We start from the raw sequence: 15,034 nt of genomic DNA, 5'->3' as shown, positions 1-15,034 counted from the left end.
CCCGGCATCGGCGAATCGAGGGAATCCCGGGCGTTCCCGGTGCTTGACTCCTTTCCCGCCTTCCGCATATCCTGAACGAACGGTCGGTAATTATTTATCGGAAACGCATAGGAGCAACCATGGCATCGCAGACCCTGCAGTCAGTGCCCGTCGGGCCATCGTCGGCACGGCATGAAATGAGCCCCGAGGACGCGGCGCGGCGTGATGCCGAGGGCCAGGCGTATTTCGACAAGGTCATGGCGGAGGATTCGCGGATCGAACCCCGTGACTGGATGCCGCCGGCGTACCGCAAGACCCTGCTGCGCCAGATCTCGCAGCACGCCCACTCGGAGATCATCGGCATGCAGCCCGAAGCCAACTGGATCTCCCGCGCCCCGAGCCTCAAGCGCAAGGCCATCCTGATGGCCAAGGTCCAGGATGAGGCAGGCCACGGACTGTACCTGTACTCCGCCGCCGAAACCCTCGGCCAGCCGCGCGATGCGATGATGCAGGACCTGATGGACGGCAAGGCCAAGTACTCCTCCATCTTCAACTACCCCGCCCGCACCTGGGCAGACATGGGTGCCATCGGTTGGATGGTCGACGGCGCCGCGATCGCCAACCAGGTGCCGCTCTGCCGCGCCTCCTTCGGCCCCTACGGCCGCGCCATGGTCCGCGTCTGCAAAGAAGAATCCTTCCACCAGCGCCAGGGCTTCGAGATCCTGCTCGAACTCTCGCACGGCACGCCGGAGCAGAAGCAGATGGCCCAGGACGCCGTGAACCGGTGGTATGCCCCGGCCCTGATGATGTTCGGCCCACCGGATGACGATTCGCCCAACTCCAAGCAGTCCATGGCGTGGAACATCAAGCGCTTCAGCAATGACGAGCTCCGCAACCGCTTCGTCGGAATGATGATGGAGCAGGTCAAGGTCTTGGAACTGACGCTGCCGGACAAGGACATCCGCTTCAACGAGGAAACCCGCAAGTGGGAGCACGGACCGCTGGACTGGGATGAGTTTCACGAAGTCCTCGCCGGCCGCGGCCCCTGCAACGCCCAGCGCCTGGAACGGCGCCGCGAAGCCCACAACAACGGCGCCTGGGTGCGCGAAGCCGCTGCGGCCTACGCGGAAAAGCAGGCCAAAAAGCAAGCAGAGAAGGAATCCGCAGCATGACAACCCCCGAACCGCACGCAGGCAACGTCTGGCCCATCTGGGAGGTCTTTGTCCGCTCCAGCCGAGGCCTTTCCCACGTCCACGCCGGCTCCCTGCACGCGCCCGACGCGGCCATGGCCTTGCGCAACGCCCGCGACCTCTACACCCGCCGCAACGAGGGGGTGTCCATCTGGGTCGTCCCCGCGGACGCCATCGCCTCGTCCGACCCGGACGCCAAGGGTGCCTTCTTCGAGTCGCCGCAGGGCAAGGACTACCGGCACGCGACGTACTACACCAAGAGCGAGGGTGTGAAGCACCTGTGAGCGCCCCCGAAGCAGCCACCCAGACCACCGCACCCGCGGAAGAAACAGCCGGCCACGTGGAAGAAACGGGCGGCCACGGTGACATCTCCGTCGGCGTACAGGGCACGAGCGGGAGCGGCGAGGCCACGGCCAGCGCCACCCGAATCACCCCGGGCAACGCCCTCCGGCCGGAGGACATCGCCTTGGCCGTCAGCCGCGGCACCGCCAAGCCCAGCGAGGACGTCGCCGAGTTCGCGCTGCGCCTGGGCGACGACGCCCTGGTCCTCGCGCAGCGCCTTGGACACTGGATCTCCCGTGCCCCGGAGCTTGAAGAGGACATCGCCCTCGGCAACATCGCGCTGGACCAGCTGGGCCATGCCCGGTCCTTCCTCAGTTACGCCGGGGGCCTGGACGGACGCAGCGAGGATGACCTCGCCTATTTCCGCCGGGAGCACGAGTTCCGGTCCGTCGAGATCTTCGAGATCCCCAACGGCGACTTTGCGGTCACCATCGCCCGCCAGTTCGTGGTGAGCTACTACCAGTTCGAGCTGTACCGCCGGCTCACCGAATCCACGGACACCACCCTTGCCGGCATCGCCGCCAAGGCCGTCAAGGAAGTGGATTACCACCGCGACCACAGCGCGCAGTGGGTGCAGCGCCTGGCGCTCGGCACGGATGAGTCCCGCGAGAAAATGATCCACGGGCTCCAGGTCATCTGGCCCTACGTCGAGGAACTGTTCCGCGACGACGAGCTCACCGGCCGCCTCAGCGAGTCCGGCGCCGCGGTCCAGCCCTCCAGCCTGCGCGCCGATTTCGACCGGCTTACCGGCGAGGTCCTCGCCGCGGCAGAACTCGACGTTCCGCACGTCCAGCCCGCCCCGGGCGGCGGACGCCGCGGACTCCACTCGGAGCACCTTGGCTACCTGCTGGCCGAGATGCAGGTGCTGGCGCGCGAGTTCCCCGGAGCGAGCTGGTAACCATGCCGGAGATGGACACCAAAACGGCCGAGCAGATGGCCTGGGACATCGCGGCCACGGTCTGCGATCCGGAAATCCCCGTCCTCACAGTTGCGGACCTGGGGATTCTCCGGAACGTCCAGTTGTTCGACGACGGCGGCCCGGTGCCCGCCGTGCAGGTCACCATCACGCCGACCTACTCCGGCTGCCCGGCCATGGACGCCATCCGCGACGACCTCACCACGGCCTTCCATGAAGCTGGCTACCCGCACGTCCGCGTCGAACTGGTGCTGTCCCCGGCCTGGACCACGGACTGGATGAGCGAGTCCGGTAAGGCGAAGTTGCAGGAATACGGCATCGCGCCGCCCTCCGGCCATTCCAACGCGATGCGGCACGCCGGTCCGGTCCGGCTGTCCCTCGCCGTCAAGTGCCCCCAGTGTTCGTCGCTGAACACCAAGGAACTCACCCGCTTTGGTTCCACCTCCTGCAAGGCGCTCTACGTCTGCCAGGAGTGCAAGGAACCGTTCGACTACTTCAAAGTTTTGTAAGGAACAGGTGCTCCCATGACTGTTGTCCGCCAGACCGCCGCTGAAACGGCTGCAGCCACCGGCCGCCGTCGCGCGTCCTTCCACGCACTGGCGGTGGACGAGGTCCGCCGCCTCACCGACGACGCGATCGAGGTCACCTTCGGCGTCCCGGCCGAGCTGGCGGGACAGTTCGACTACCTGCCGGGCCAGTACGTCGCGCTACGCACCACCTTGCCGGATGAGTCGGGCGAGCCGAAGGAAGTCCGCCGCAGCTACTCGATCTGCGCGGAGCCGCGCAGCTTCGCCGACGGCAGCAGCGAAATCCGTGTCGCCATCAAAAAGGACCTGGGCGGCGTGTTCTCGACCTGGGCGAACGCTGAACTCAAGGCCGGCGACGTCCTGGACGTGATGAGCCCGATGGGCGCCTTCGTGTCCAAGCACGGCCGGGACGGCAAAGAGCAGAACCTGATGAACTCGATGAACCACCCGGAGGAGATGGCCAACGCAATGGCGGGGGAGCCCGGCTCCTTCGTCGCGATCGCGGCCGGCTCCGGCATCACCCCGGTCATCGCGATTGCCCGCACCCTGCTCGCGGCGCATCCGGACACCCGCTTCGACCTGATCTACGCCAACAAGGCCGCCATGGATGTCATGTTCCTCGAGGAGCTTGCCGACCTGAAGGACAAGTACCCGTCCCGGCTCGCCCTGCACCATGTGCTTTCCCGCGAACAGCGCATCGCGCCGCTGCTCAGCGGCCGGATCGACGCGGAGAAGCTGCAGTCCCTGCTGGGGACCGCCATCCACGCCGACGACGTCGACGAGTGGTTCCTGTGCGGCCCGTTCGAACTGGTCCAGCTGTGCCGTGACACCCTGGCGGCGCGCGGCGTCGATCCGGACCACATCCGCTTCGAACTGTTCACCACCGGCAAGCCGGACCGCCCCGAGGGCAACGCCGGCCGTCCGGTGGTGGTGGACGAGTCTCAGGCCACGTACAAGATCACCTTCAAGCTCGACGGCCTCCAGGGTGAGGTCGCCAGCCCCACGCACGCCCGCGAATCGATCCTGAACGCGGCGCTGCGGGTCCGCCCGGACGTTCCGTTCGCCTGTGCCGGCGGGGTCTGCGGCACCTGCCGCGCCAAGGTGGTCACCGGCTCGGTCACGATGGACGAGAACTACGCCCTGGAGCAGGATGAACTGGACAAGGGCTACGTGCTGACCTGCCAGTCCCATCCCACCACTCCCGAAGTCACCGTCGACTTCGACGTCTAAGTTTTTTCGACGCCCGCCCCACGAAGCCAAGGAGCCGCATGATTTCCCTGACCATCGCCGACGCCGTCGCCGAGATCGTCCTGGACGCACCGCAGAAGCTGAACTCGCTGGACGAACAGGCGCTGCAGGAGTTGGCGCTGGCGTATGACGACGCCGCCGAAGCCGCCACGCGCGGCGAGGTGCGGGCGCTGCTGCTCCGCGGCGAAGGCCGGGCCTTTTGCGCCGGCAGGGACATCGCAGGCGTGACTCCGGAGAGCGACGACGCGCAGGCCTACCTGGGCGGGCTGGTCCAGCCGCTGCTGAAGAAGATGAGCGCCTTCCCGGCCCCCACCTTCGCCGCCGCGCAGGGCGCCTGCCTCGGCGTGGGGCTCGGTCTGCTGCTGGCCACGGACGTGGTGTACGTCGCCGAGAATGCCAAGTTCGGCTCCCCCTTCGCCAAGCTGGGCGCCACGCTGGACTCCGGCGGGCACTGGTACTTCAACGAGCGGCTCGGCATGCACCGCACCCTGGACCTGATCTACACCGCTGAGCTCATGAGTGGCGCCGAGGCCGTGGCGCAGGGCCTGTTCAGCCGGGCCATGCCCGCGGACGAACTGCTGGAGACCACCCGCGGGATCGTCGCTAAGGTGGCTACCGGCGCTACCGGCGCGTTCAACGCCAGCAAGGAGTTGGTGGCGCACCTCCGGGACCAGCGTCTCGGCCTCTGGGAAGCCATGGAAGAGGAGAACGCCGAGCAGGCCCGTCTCTGCAAGAGCGATGACTATGCCGAGGGGTTCCGGGCCTTCCAGGAGAAGCGCACCCCGGTTTTCAAGGGCTGACCATCCTCCCGGAGGCGCCAGGACGGACCCGGCCGCCCCGGTACCTGTCTTTTTTCCAACCATTTTCATTTCCAGAACGCGCTTGTACAGTGCGGATATGACTTTGGGGAAACCGGTTCGAAAAGCTGTCATACCCGCGGCCGGTCTGGGGACACGCTTCCTGCCGGCTACGAAGGCGATGCCCAAGGAAATGCTGCCGGTGGTGGACCAGCCGGCCATCCAGTACGTCGTCGAAGAGGCGATGAGGGCCGGCCTGAGCGATTTGCTGATGATCACCGGCCGGCAGAAGCGTGCCCTGGAGGACCATTTCGACCGGGAGCCCACCCTCGAACGGACACTTGAGGAGAAGGGCGACCTGGACCGGCTCGAAGCGGTCAGGTACGCCTCCAGCCTCGGTCCGCTCCACTACCTCCGGCAGGGCGACCCGAAGGGGCTCGGGCACGCCGTCCTTTGCGCCCGCCAGCACGTGGGCGATGAGCCTTTTGCGGTACTGCTGGGCGATGACCTGATCGACGAACGCGATGAGCTGCTCACCGCCATGATGGACGTGCAGCAGAAGACCGGCGGGTCCGTGATCGCCCTGATCGAGGTGGACCCGTCGCAGATCAGCGCTTACGGCTGCGCGGATATTTCGCCGGTGCCGGGCGAGGACCACTTCAGGGTCAACCGCCTGGTCGAGAAGCCTTCCCCGGGGGAAGCGCCGTCGAACCTGGCCGTCATCGGCCGCTATGTGCTGCACCCGGCCGTTTTTGATGTCCTGGAGGACACCGGGCCCGGCCGCGGCGGGGAAATCCAGCTCACCGACGCCCTGCAGGTGCTCGCCACCTCCGACGCCGAGGGCGGCGGGGTCCACGGCGTCATCTTCCGCGGGCGCCGCTACGACACCGGCGACAAGCTCAGCTACCTCAAGGCCGTCATCTCGATCGCCTCCGAGCGCGTCGAGTTCGGCGAGGAGCTCAAGACCTGGCTCAAGGCCTTCATCAACTGACGGGCCCCGCCTGCGCCGGGCCGGCCGCCTCGGCCGCCACCGCCGTCCGGGCCGGCCTGCGTCCCAGCAGTGCCGGCGGCGCCTGGAGCAGCCACCAGAGCGGACCGGACCGGATCAGCTTCCCGAGCCACACCGTGACCACCACGATCGGGACCGTCAGCAGGGGCGGAAGCAACGCGTTCGAGAGCTGCAGGTTCGACTGCAACAGGGACAGCAGGCCGCTGACTTTGACCAGGGCGCTGATCACCGAGATCAGGAAGATGTGGAAGATGTAGACCGGCAGCGTCTGGCTGCCGAGATTCTGCAGCCAGCGGGGGACCCGCGCGTCCATCCGCACCAGGGCAACCACCTGGGCCATGCCGAACAGCGCCAGGCAGGACAGCGGCACCTTCAGTCCAAGCTTCAGGTCGAAAAGCATCATGGGGGCCACGAGCGCGGCATACGCGGCGCCGGCGAGGGCCAGCCGGCCGTACGAGGCCGACGCCATCAGCCGGTCCCAGAGGCTCCTGCCGTGCACCCCGAGGTAGAACCAGACGAAATGGGTTGCCAGCGAGGGGACCTTCAGGGCGTCCAGCGGAGCCGTGATGACCGACTGCGTCAGCGGCTCCAGCAGCGGCGAGAGGGCGCTCAGGATCGCCAAGGGGATCAGGGCGTAGGCGCTGAAGCGGCCCAGCGCCCGGGTCAGGAGCCAGGAGGCCAGGAAGAAGACCGGCAGCGCATACAGATACCAGAACGACGTCGGGAGCAGCAGGCTCAGGACCAGGTCGCCGGCGGACGGGGCCGGGGCGCCGTTGCGCGAGAGCGGCAGCCAGAGCCGCATCAGGAACAGGAACGTCCAGATGAGGTAGACGTAGTAGAGGCCGATCGTGCGCTGCCGGGACTCGCCCACCCTCTTGCCCAAGGCGCTCACACTGAGCAGACCGGAGATGAAAAAGAAGAGCGGCATCCGGATCGGGCTCAACGCTTCGCTGACCGGCCACCAGAAGCCCACCACGTCGCCGTTGACCTGTGTTTCCATGAAAAGGGCCGAGTGGAACAACACCACCAGCACCATGCAGAGACCCTTGGCGAAATCCACCCACGGCAGCTTCACCCGGCGCGTTTCATTCGTGCGCAGACCATGCTCGACGGACAGGTTAATCCCCCCCATACATGCGGCCTCTCACCCTGCTGCCGCCTGAGCCGCCAGCCTACGGGATGGCCGTTTCTCCGTCCATAGTTCGGGATGCAGCCGCCCGGCCGCCCGGCGCGGCGCGGGAGGGGCGGGTGCCCGTGCGCCTACCGGGTATCCAGATCCTCGAAGACCAGGAACGTCTGGGTGTCCAGAACGCCGGGCATGGACTGCAACTGGTCGAAAATAACCCGGCGCAGGTCAACGTTGTCCACCGCGCGGACCAGCAGGATCACGTCGAAGTCCCCGCCGACGAGGGCGATGTGGTGGACCTCGGGGATCGCCCGGAGCAGTTCCCGCAGTTCGCGCCAGGAATGCTGGCGAACCTTGAGAGTCACGTAGGCGGAGGACTTCAGGCCGGCCTTGATCGGGTCCACGAGGGCGGTGAACTTGGTCAGGACCCCTTCGCCGGTCAGCCGGGCAATCCGGGTATAAGCGTGGGCGCGGGAAATGTGGACGTTTTCGGCTACCTGGGTCACGGACATCCGCCCGTCCCGGGTCAGTTCCGCAATGATGTTCCGGTCCACGTCGTCCAGCGGTACCGCCTGCTCCGGATCCGTGCCTGCCATTTGTCTACAACCTCCGCCGGTAATCCAGCTCACACTTACATTCTGTCTTCAAGATTAGGGCAATATTCGGGACTTCTCCACGATTTTGCCCGGAGGTGGATACGAAACGGCCACCGGGACCATACTGAATGCGAATAGTGGCTACAGAAGGACGGACCAATGACGATCTCCGCAGACCACACTGCGCAGCAGCCCGCGACCGAGCCGACGCCCGCTGCCCCGGCGGAAAACGCCGCCAGCGAGGCCGTGCGCAAGTTCGGCATCACGGTCGAGGACTACATGCTCCCGGCCCGGCACCCAATCCAGATCGTTGGCCCGGACGGCGCGCTGAACGCGGACACCGAGCAGGGCGCCCAGCCCGGCCACGAGTACAGCCTCCCTGGGGACGCGGAGTTGCTGGCCGCCTACGAGCAGCTCGTCGTCGGACGCCGCGTCAACGACCAGAACTCCGCCCTGGTGCGGCAGGGCCGGATGGCTGTCTATCCCTCCAGCCACGGCCAGGAAGCATGCCAGGTTGCGGCGGCGCTGTGCCTGTCCGAAGGCGACTGGATGTTCCCCACCTACCGCGACTCGGTGGCCGTCATGGCCCGCGGCGTCGATCCGGTCCAGACCATGACGCTGTTCCGCGGCGACTGGCACGGCGGCTACGACCCGGCCAAGCACAAGGTCGGCATCCAGTGCACCCCGCTGACCACCCAGCTGCTGCACGCCGTCGGCGTCGCCCACGCGGCCAAGCTCCGCGGCGAGGACACCGTGGTCCTGGCCATGTGCGGCGACGGCGCGACCAGTGAGGGGGACTTCCACGAGGCGCTGAACTTCGCCGCGGTGTTCCACCTGCCCGTGGTCTTCTTCGTCCAGAACAACCAGTACGCCATCTCCGTGCCCCTCGCGCACCAGTCGGTGGCGCCGTCGCTGGCGCACAAGGCCGTCGGTTACGGCATGGCCGGCGAACGCGTGGACGGCAACGACGTTGTGGCCCTGCTCGCCGTGCTCGGCCGGGCCGTGAGGCTTGCCCGCGAGGGCTCCGGCCCGCTACTGGTGGAGGCCCACACCTACCGGATGCAGGCCCACACCAACGCCGACGACGCCACCCGCTACCGCCAGGACAGCGAAGTGGCCGAATGGGTGGCCAAGGACCCGCTGAGCCGGATGAAGACCTATCTCACCGACCGCGGCCTGCTCGACGACGACGGCGCAGCGCGGATCGCCGACAAGGCCGAAACGGTCGCCACCCAGCTGCGCGACGGCCTGAGCGAAGACGTCCCGGTGGAACCCCTGGACCTCTTCAAATACGTCTTCTCCACGCCCACGCCCCAGTTGAAGGAACAGTCCGCCATGCTCGCCGATGAGCTCTCCCGGGAAGAGGCAGCGAAATGAGCCCCACCGTCACCACCTCCTCCGAGGCGAACGGCAACGTCAGCGCCGCAACCGCCCGCGCCGCCGCCAAGGCCGCGGTGGAAGCCGAAAAGACCGGCCCGCAGACCATCACCCTTGCCAAGGCGCTCAACACCGCCATGGCCGACGCCATGCACGCCGACGAGTCCGTCCTGGTCTTCGGCGAGGACGTCGGCATGCTCGGCGGTGTCTTCCGCATCACCGACGGCCTCACCAAGACGTTCGGGACGAGCCGCTGCTTCGACACCCCGCTGGCCGAGTCCGGCATCGTGGGCATGGCCGTGGGCATGGCGATGAACGGCATGCGCCCGGTGATTGAGATGCAGTTCGACGCCTTCGCCTACCCGGCCTTCGAACAAATCGTCAGCCACGTAGCCAAGATGCACAACCGCACCAAGGGCACCGTCAAGCTGCCCATCGTCATCCGCGTCCCGTACGCCGGCGGCATCGGGGGAGTGGAGCACCACTGCGACTCCTCCGAGGCCTACTACGCCCACACTGCCGGGCTCAAGGTGTTCACTCCGGCCACGGTCGCGGACGGCTACCGGATGCTGCGCGAGGCCATCGACTCCGATGACCCGGTGATGTTCATGGAGCCCAAGAAGCTCTACTGGTCCAAGGACCAGGTGGAGCTGGACGCACTCCGCGCCGAGCACGCCGAGAACACCGAACGCGGGACCTCCTCCGAGGGCCGCGCCGCCGTCGCCCGTCCCGGCACCGACGCGACGCTGATCGCCTACGGGCCCTCCGTCCCGACGGCGCTCGCCGCCGCTGCCGCGGCCGCCGAGGAAGGCCGCTCGCTGGAGGTGATCGACGTTCGCTCGATCGTGCCGTTCGACGACGAGACGGTCTGCGCCTCGGTCCGCAAGACCGGCCGCGCGGTGGTCATCGCCGAGGCGCACGGCTTCGCGTCCGTGGCCTCGGAAATCGTGGCCCGGGTCCAGGAACGCTGTTTCCACCACCTGGCCGCCCCGATCCGGCGGGTCACCGGCTTCGACGTGCCGTATCCGGCGCCGAAACTTGAGCACTACTACCTGCCCGGTGTGGACCGCATCCTCGACGCCGTAGACGATCTCCAGTGGGAAGACTGACCATGAGCGAACCGAAAGTATTCCTCCTGCCTGACCTGGGCGAGGGCCTCACCGAAGCCGAACTCGTCAGCTGGCTCGTGGCCGTGGGTGACGAGATCCGCGTGGACCAGCCGATCGCCGAGGTGGAGACCGCCAAGTCCATGGTCGAGGTCCCTTCGCCGTACGCCGGGACCGTGGCCGTGCTGCACGGCGAGCCCGGGCAGACGCTCGACGTCGGGAAGCCGCTGATCTCGGTGACTCCGGTTGGGGCTTCCAATGCTTCCATTGCGGCCCGGGGGGCCGCCGCGGATGATGCCGCCCCCGCCCCTTCGCCGGACGGCATTGCTGCAAGCAGCATGCCGTCCGGCTCCGGAAGGCCCGATGCCACTCCCGGGGCGGCATCATCCGCGCCGGCCGGGAACGCTGTCGACTCACCTGCCGGTGTTGCCGGTTCGCCTGCTGCTGATTTGTCGCCTGATTCGCCTGTTGGTGCTCCCTCTCCTGCCGCCGAGGTGTATCGCGAGGAGGAGAAGGCTGGGTCCGGGAATGTCCTGATCGGGTACGGCACTCCGGGCGGGCATGGGGTTGCGCGGCGGACTCGGGCTCCGAAGCGGGGGGCGGTCCAGGTGTCGGCGGCCGAGAAGGCTGCTGACGACCTTTTGCTGATGCGGACCCGGGTTCCCGGGAAGCTGGGGGCTGTGATTTCGCCGCTGGTCCGGCGGATGGCGCGGGACCACGGGGTTGATTTGGGGGAACTGCAGGGCTCGGGCACCAGCGGGCTGATCATGCGGCGCGACGTCGAGGCCGCCATCAAGCCGGCTCCGGTGGTTGAGCGCCCGGAGGCGCCGGCCGGAACCCCCGTTGCCGCTCCGGTCCAGGCTGGCGGCACGGACGCGCGGACCGGCCTAGGCATTGCCGGCCGGACCCCGGTGCGCGGTGTGCGCAAGGCCGTCGCGGCGAACATGGCGCGCAGCCGGTCCGAGATCCCGGAGGCCACCGTCTGGGTGGACGTGGACGCCACGGCGCTCGTCGACATGCGGGCCGCGCTGAAGAAGGCCGACCCGCACAACACACCCGGGCTGCTGGCGTTCATCGCCCGGTTCGTGACCGCCGGACTCAAGAAGTTCCCGGAGCTGAACACCCGGATCGTCACCACCGAGGACACCACCGGCGGGGCATCGCAGGAGATTGTGGCCTTCGACGGCGTCAACCTCGGCTTCGCCGCCCAGACGGACCGCGGCCTGATGGTCCCCTCGGTGCGCAACGCGGACAAACTCAGCGCCCGGGAACTGGACGCGGAGATCCGGCGCCTCACCGCCGTCGTCCGCGACGGCAAGGCCACGCCCGCGGAACTGGGCAGCGGCACGTTCACGCTAAACAACTACGGCGTCTTCGGCGTCGACGGCTCGGCGGCGATCATCAACCACCCGGAGGTGGGAATCCTCGGCGTCGGGCGGATCATCGACAAGCCCTGGGTGGTCAACGGTGAGCTCGCCGTCCGGAAGGTCACCGAGCTGACGCTTACCTTCGACCACCGCGTCTGCGACGGCGGGACCGCCGGCGGCTTCCTGCGCTACGTGGCCGACGCGATCGAAAACCCGGGGTCGGTGCTGGCCGATCTCTGAGGCCCGTTGGGTAGAATCGACACCTGAACATCGCACCAACCATGCCGGCGGAGCGCCGGACTACGGAGATTTCATGTCACGATGGCTCGAGGTCGGCCAGGACAACTATGTGCTGACCACCCAAGGATCCCTGCTCAACACCGGGCTGATCGTAGGCACTGAGCGTGCCATGGTGATCGATACCGGCGGCGGGCCCCGGCAGGGCCGCGAAATCCTGGACGCCGTCCGGGAAAAGACGCAGCTGCCGCTGGTGGTGGTCAACACGCACGCCCACTACGACCACTTCTTCGGCAACGCCGTATTCGCCGACGGCGGCGTGACCGAGTTCTGGGGGCATGAAAACTGCGCCGCGGAGATCGAGGAAAACGGAGACGCCCAGCGGCACCTCGTCGAAGCCGCTGAACCGGAAATGGCTGCCGGCGAGGGTGCCTCCGTGGAACTCGTGGTTCCGAACGCGATCGTCAAGGACCAGCCCGTCCTGGTGGACCTGGGCGGCCAGACCGCAACCCTGTTCTACCTGGGACGCGGCCACACGGACGGGGACCTCCTGGTTGGCACGGGCACCACGCTGTACGCAGGCGACCTGGTGGAGCAGGGCGCGCACCCGTCCTTCGAGGATTCCTTCCCGGAGGAATGGGCCGATGCCCTCCGTCACGTGTCTGCCTTGCGGCACCGCTACGAATTCCTGATCCCGGGCCACGGCGAACCCTGCAGCGACCAGTTCGTCAAGACCATGGCGAACACCATGAGCACGGCGGTGCGGCAGGCCACCCAGGCCACCCGCGAGACGCCGAACGACGCCACCAAGGCGATCCCGATCCTGCCCTATGGCCCGGAGCAGTCCCGGTGGTTCATCAAGCGCCTTCAGGAGACCCGCGCCCACCACTGAGCCAGCCCCGGCGACGGGCTGCTTTTCCGGGCCCAGACCGGGCCGGGGATCGGTCCAGGGGCCGGAAAAAGATAAGGGTGCTCACGACTGCGCCTAGACTGGTTCTTTGAAAGAAGTCACAACAAGCGCCGCTGCGTGCTCCGCGGTGAGTCCTGGGGGAGAAACCAAGAGATGCCCGAACCGGTGGAAGACAACTCAGCTACCACTGCTGAAAACTCAGGACAGCCTGAACTCCGCCGCCGCCGCGACCTGCGTCGCGCCGACGGTGAGAACCCGGCTGCCCGGACAGGAACCATGCCGGTCGTCAATCCCCGCAGTGTCCCCGCGGAAGCCACGGAACCCCCCACCCGCCCGGCTCCACCGCGCAGCAGCTCCTGGGCCCAGGCCGCGGAGGCTGCAGATGAGCGCTTTGGCTACCCGGCCACCGGCGCCACTCCGGTGATCAGCCAGGTTCCCGCTGCACCGCGTCCTCCCGCCAGCGCGCCGACGTCGGCGGCCCCGCAGGCAGCGGACGAGCCGCACACCACCGAAACGGCCCCCGCGACCGGCTCTGCACCCGGCTCCGTGCCCCCGCAGCCCACCCGTGCCACCCGCTCCGCGAGCCGGGCCGCCGCTCTGGCCGATGCGCCGATGCCGGACTTCATCAGCTCGCCGGGCCTCTTTGTCCGGGAACAGAAGCCGCGGCCGGTCGGCGGACTGCGCGGCGCGCTCTACAACCTGACGGGCGGCAGCCTGAACCTGGGCCCGAGCGCCCGGCAGCGCGAAGAAGACGAGCTCGCGCGGCGGATTTCCCGCCAACTCCAGGGCAGCTACAACACCGCGGTGCTGAGCCTTAAGGGCGGCATCGGCAAGACCTCCACCACGGTCGGCGTCGGACTCACCCTGGCTGAATACCGCGGCGACCCGCCCTGTGCCATCGACGCCAACCCGGACTCCGGCGACCTCGTCGAACGCGCGCTCGGCGAAGGCATCTACCAGCAGCAGGCCCCGCGCACCATCAGCGACCTGCTCCGCAACGTCGAGTCGATCGATTCGCTCACGGCGCTGGCCCGGTACATGCACCATGCGGGCCGGCTGCACCTCATCGCCGGGGAACAGGACCCGGAGGTCTCCGATTCGCTCACGGCGGAGGAGTACCTGCGGATCCGCAAACTGATCTCCGGCTACTACTCCGTGGCCCTCACCGACTGCGGCACCGGTGTGACCCACAACGCCATGAGCGGGATCCTGCAGTCCGCGGACAACCTCATCATCGCGGCGGGCTACGCCGTCAGCGGCGCCAAGCGGGCCAGGAGCACCCTGCACTGGCTCGCCAGCCACGGTTACGAGGACCTGGCGCGGAACGCCGTCGTGGTCATCACGGACAAGGACGAGGTGTCCTCGCGGGTGGACAAGGACGCCATCGAGGACCACCTCTCGGGCATCTGCCGCCAGCTGATCGCGGTCCCGCATGACCGCGGCGTGGCCGACGGCGACCTCGTCACCCTCGACGCGCTCCGGCCGGAGACCCGGCGGGCGTACCGCGAGATCGCCGCGGCGATCGTCGACGGCTACGTTTAACCGCTACATTTAGGCCATGAGCAAGTACGCCGGAAACGACGCCGGGAAAGATGCGGCACTCCAGCTGCAGGACCTCATTGTGGGCACCGAAAACGTCGAGGATTTCCTGGACCGCCTCGCGGAGTTTTCCGCGTCCAACCTAAGCCACTCCGCCGGCGTGGACATCGAGTGCGGCGTGACCCTCCAGCGCCGGAAAAAAACCATGACGGTGGCCGGCAGCAGCCAGACCGCCGTCGTCCTGGACCGGATCGAGCAAAGCCTGGGCGACGGGCCCTGCATTGAGGCGCTGCGCACCCGCGGCATCGTTCTCCTCGCCAACGTCGACACCGACCCGCGCTGGCCCGAATACCAGGAGCAGCTCGCCGCCCACGGCTGCCGCAGCACCCTCGGCGTCCCGCTGGAGATCGGCGAGGACTCGGCCGCAGCGCTGAACTTCTTCGCCTCTTCCACCGGCGTCTTCACCGCGGACATCGTGGCCGAAGCGGCCGGGTTCGCGGACCTCGCCGGCCGGGCGTTGCGTCTTGCCGTCCGGATCGGTTCCGCGCAGACCCGCGCCGAGGACCTGCAGGCGGCCATGGAGCACCGCACCTCCATCGACCTGGCCTGCGGCGTTGTGATGGCGCAGAACCGGTGCTCGCAGGAGGAAGCGATGGCCATCCTGACCCGGGTCTCCAGCAACCGGAACCAGAAGCTCCGCGACGTCGCCGCCGAGGTGCTCGGGAACGTCACGGGTGAGGAAATCCACACCCATTTCGACAGCTGACC

Annotated in this window: 15 protein-coding genes; 13 read left to right on the top strand and 2 right to left on the bottom strand. The window is 67.8% G+C overall.

Going from position 1 to position 15,034, the window contains the following annotated elements:
* The first annotated feature begins 119 nt into the window (after positions 1-119).
* The 7 genes from paaA to galU all read left to right on the top strand — a co-directional run bounded on the left by paaA (position 120) and on the right by galU (position 5,990).
* Positions 120-1,151 (top strand): 1,2-phenylacetyl-CoA epoxidase subunit PaaA, encoded by a 1,032-nt coding sequence (gene paaA / locus FFF93_RS13780; RefSeq protein ID WP_138768416.1) that lies wholly within the window; start codon positions 120-122, stop codon positions 1,149-1,151.
* Positions 1,148-1,453: a 1,2-phenylacetyl-CoA epoxidase subunit PaaB gene (paaB, locus tag FFF93_RS13775; protein WP_091251167.1), complete on the top strand. Its 306-nt coding sequence runs from the start codon at positions 1,148-1,150 to the stop codon at positions 1,451-1,453. Before paaA ends, paaB begins: the two co-directional genes overlap by 4 nt.
* Before the next feature lie 56 nt (positions 1,454-1,509).
* Entirely contained in the window at positions 1,510-2,409 is a 900-nt protein-coding gene (gene paaC / locus FFF93_RS13770) for a 1,2-phenylacetyl-CoA epoxidase subunit PaaC (protein WP_138770369.1), read from the top strand.
* 2 nt (positions 2,410-2,411) lie between these two features.
* On the top strand, positions 2,412-2,936 hold the full coding sequence (gene paaD / locus FFF93_RS13765) for a 1,2-phenylacetyl-CoA epoxidase subunit PaaD (protein ID WP_138768417.1): 525 nt from the start codon (positions 2,412-2,414) through the stop codon (positions 2,934-2,936).
* A gap of 15 nt (positions 2,937-2,951) precedes the next feature.
* Positions 2,952-4,184: a 1,2-phenylacetyl-CoA epoxidase subunit PaaE gene (paaE, locus tag FFF93_RS13760; protein ID WP_138768418.1), complete on the top strand. Its 1,233-nt coding sequence runs from the start codon at positions 2,952-2,954 to the stop codon at positions 4,182-4,184.
* A gap of 38 nt (positions 4,185-4,222) precedes the next feature.
* Positions 4,223-5,002: an enoyl-CoA hydratase/isomerase family protein gene (locus FFF93_RS13755; RefSeq protein WP_138768419.1), complete on the top strand. Its 780-nt coding sequence runs from the start codon at positions 4,223-4,225 to the stop codon at positions 5,000-5,002.
* A gap of 97 nt (positions 5,003-5,099) precedes the next feature.
* Positions 5,100-5,990, top strand: coding sequence for a UTP--glucose-1-phosphate uridylyltransferase GalU (gene galU / locus FFF93_RS13750; protein WP_138768420.1), 891 nt, complete (start codon positions 5,100-5,102; stop codon positions 5,988-5,990).
* On the opposite strand, the gene FFF93_RS13745 is transcribed toward galU, so the two are convergent.
* Together FFF93_RS13745 and FFF93_RS13740 are read right to left on the bottom strand one after the other, a co-directional pair.
* Positions 5,983-7,140, bottom strand: coding sequence for an acyltransferase family protein (locus FFF93_RS13745; RefSeq protein WP_138768421.1), 1,158 nt, complete (start codon positions 7,138-7,140; stop codon positions 5,983-5,985). The genes galU and FFF93_RS13745 overlap by 8 nt on opposite strands.
* Before the next feature lie 128 nt (positions 7,141-7,268).
* Entirely contained in the window at positions 7,269-7,730 is a 462-nt protein-coding gene (locus tag FFF93_RS13740; protein WP_138768422.1) for an Lrp/AsnC family transcriptional regulator, read from the bottom strand.
* Positions 7,731-7,889: 159 nt separating this feature from the next.
* Between FFF93_RS13740 and pdhA the strand changes: the two genes are divergently transcribed.
* The 6 genes from pdhA to FFF93_RS13710 all read left to right on the top strand — a co-directional run bounded on the left by pdhA (position 7,890) and on the right by FFF93_RS13710 (position 15,032).
* Positions 7,890-9,107: a pyruvate dehydrogenase (acetyl-transferring) E1 component subunit alpha gene (gene pdhA, locus FFF93_RS13735; RefSeq protein WP_138768423.1), complete on the top strand. Its 1,218-nt coding sequence runs from the start codon at positions 7,890-7,892 to the stop codon at positions 9,105-9,107.
* Complete coding sequence (locus FFF93_RS13730; protein WP_138768424.1) at positions 9,104-10,216, top strand: alpha-ketoacid dehydrogenase subunit beta; 1,113 nt, start codon at positions 9,104-9,106, stop codon at positions 10,214-10,216. The genes pdhA and FFF93_RS13730 overlap by 4 nt, the downstream gene beginning before the upstream one ends.
* A gap of 2 nt (positions 10,217-10,218) precedes the next feature.
* Positions 10,219-11,820: a dihydrolipoamide acetyltransferase family protein gene (locus tag FFF93_RS13725; protein WP_138768425.1), complete on the top strand. Its 1,602-nt coding sequence runs from the start codon at positions 10,219-10,221 to the stop codon at positions 11,818-11,820.
* A gap of 73 nt (positions 11,821-11,893) precedes the next feature.
* Complete coding sequence (locus tag FFF93_RS13720) at positions 11,894-12,709, top strand: MBL fold metallo-hydrolase (protein ID WP_138768426.1); 816 nt, start codon at positions 11,894-11,896, stop codon at positions 12,707-12,709.
* A gap of 171 nt (positions 12,710-12,880) precedes the next feature.
* Entirely contained in the window at positions 12,881-14,269 is a 1,389-nt protein-coding gene (locus tag FFF93_RS13715; protein ID WP_138768427.1) for a MinD/ParA family protein, read from the top strand.
* Between the two features lie 16 nt (positions 14,270-14,285).
* Positions 14,286-15,032 carry a GAF and ANTAR domain-containing protein gene (locus tag FFF93_RS13710; RefSeq protein ID WP_138768428.1) on the top strand — a complete coding sequence of 249 codons (747 nt, stop codon included), beginning with the start codon at positions 14,286-14,288 and terminating at the stop codon, positions 15,030-15,032.
* The last annotated feature ends 2 nt before the right edge of the window (positions 15,033-15,034 follow it).

Source organism: Arthrobacter sp. KBS0702 (genome assembly GCF_005937985.2).
GTDB lineage: Bacteria > Actinomycetota > Actinomycetes > Actinomycetales > Micrococcaceae > Arthrobacter.
The sequence above is the reverse complement of the archived record's forward strand: the minus strand, read 5'-3'. Positions and strand labels throughout refer to the sequence as shown.

Coding starts and splice junctions, on each gene's coding strand:
- FFF93_RS13720 (WP_138768426.1), top strand. CDS start 11,894: ATGTCACGATGGCTCGAGGTCGGCCAGGACAACTATGTGCTGACCACC.
- FFF93_RS13745 (WP_138768421.1), bottom strand. CDS start 7,140: ATGGGGGGGATTAACCTGTCCGTCGAGCATGGTCTGCGCACGAATGAA.
- paaA (WP_138768416.1), top strand. CDS start 120: ATGGCATCGCAGACCCTGCAGTCAGTGCCCGTCGGGCCATCGTCGGCA.
- paaB (WP_091251167.1), top strand. CDS start 1,148: ATGACAACCCCCGAACCGCACGCAGGCAACGTCTGGCCCATCTGGGAG.
- FFF93_RS13715 (WP_138768427.1), top strand. CDS start 12,881: ATGCCCGAACCGGTGGAAGACAACTCAGCTACCACTGCTGAAAACTCA.
- pdhA (WP_138768423.1), top strand. CDS start 7,890: ATGACGATCTCCGCAGACCACACTGCGCAGCAGCCCGCGACCGAGCCG.
- paaD (WP_138768417.1), top strand. CDS start 2,412: ATGCCGGAGATGGACACCAAAACGGCCGAGCAGATGGCCTGGGACATC.
- FFF93_RS13740 (WP_138768422.1), bottom strand. CDS start 7,730: ATGGCAGGCACGGATCCGGAGCAGGCGGTACCGCTGGACGACGTGGAC.
- FFF93_RS13730 (WP_138768424.1), top strand. CDS start 9,104: ATGAGCCCCACCGTCACCACCTCCTCCGAGGCGAACGGCAACGTCAGC.
- galU (WP_138768420.1), top strand. CDS start 5,100: ATGACTTTGGGGAAACCGGTTCGAAAAGCTGTCATACCCGCGGCCGGT.
- paaE (WP_138768418.1), top strand. CDS start 2,952: ATGACTGTTGTCCGCCAGACCGCCGCTGAAACGGCTGCAGCCACCGGC.
- FFF93_RS13710 (WP_138768428.1), top strand. CDS start 14,286: ATGAGCAAGTACGCCGGAAACGACGCCGGGAAAGATGCGGCACTCCAG.
- FFF93_RS13755 (WP_138768419.1), top strand. CDS start 4,223: ATGATTTCCCTGACCATCGCCGACGCCGTCGCCGAGATCGTCCTGGAC.
- FFF93_RS13725 (WP_138768425.1), top strand. CDS start 10,219: ATGAGCGAACCGAAAGTATTCCTCCTGCCTGACCTGGGCGAGGGCCTC.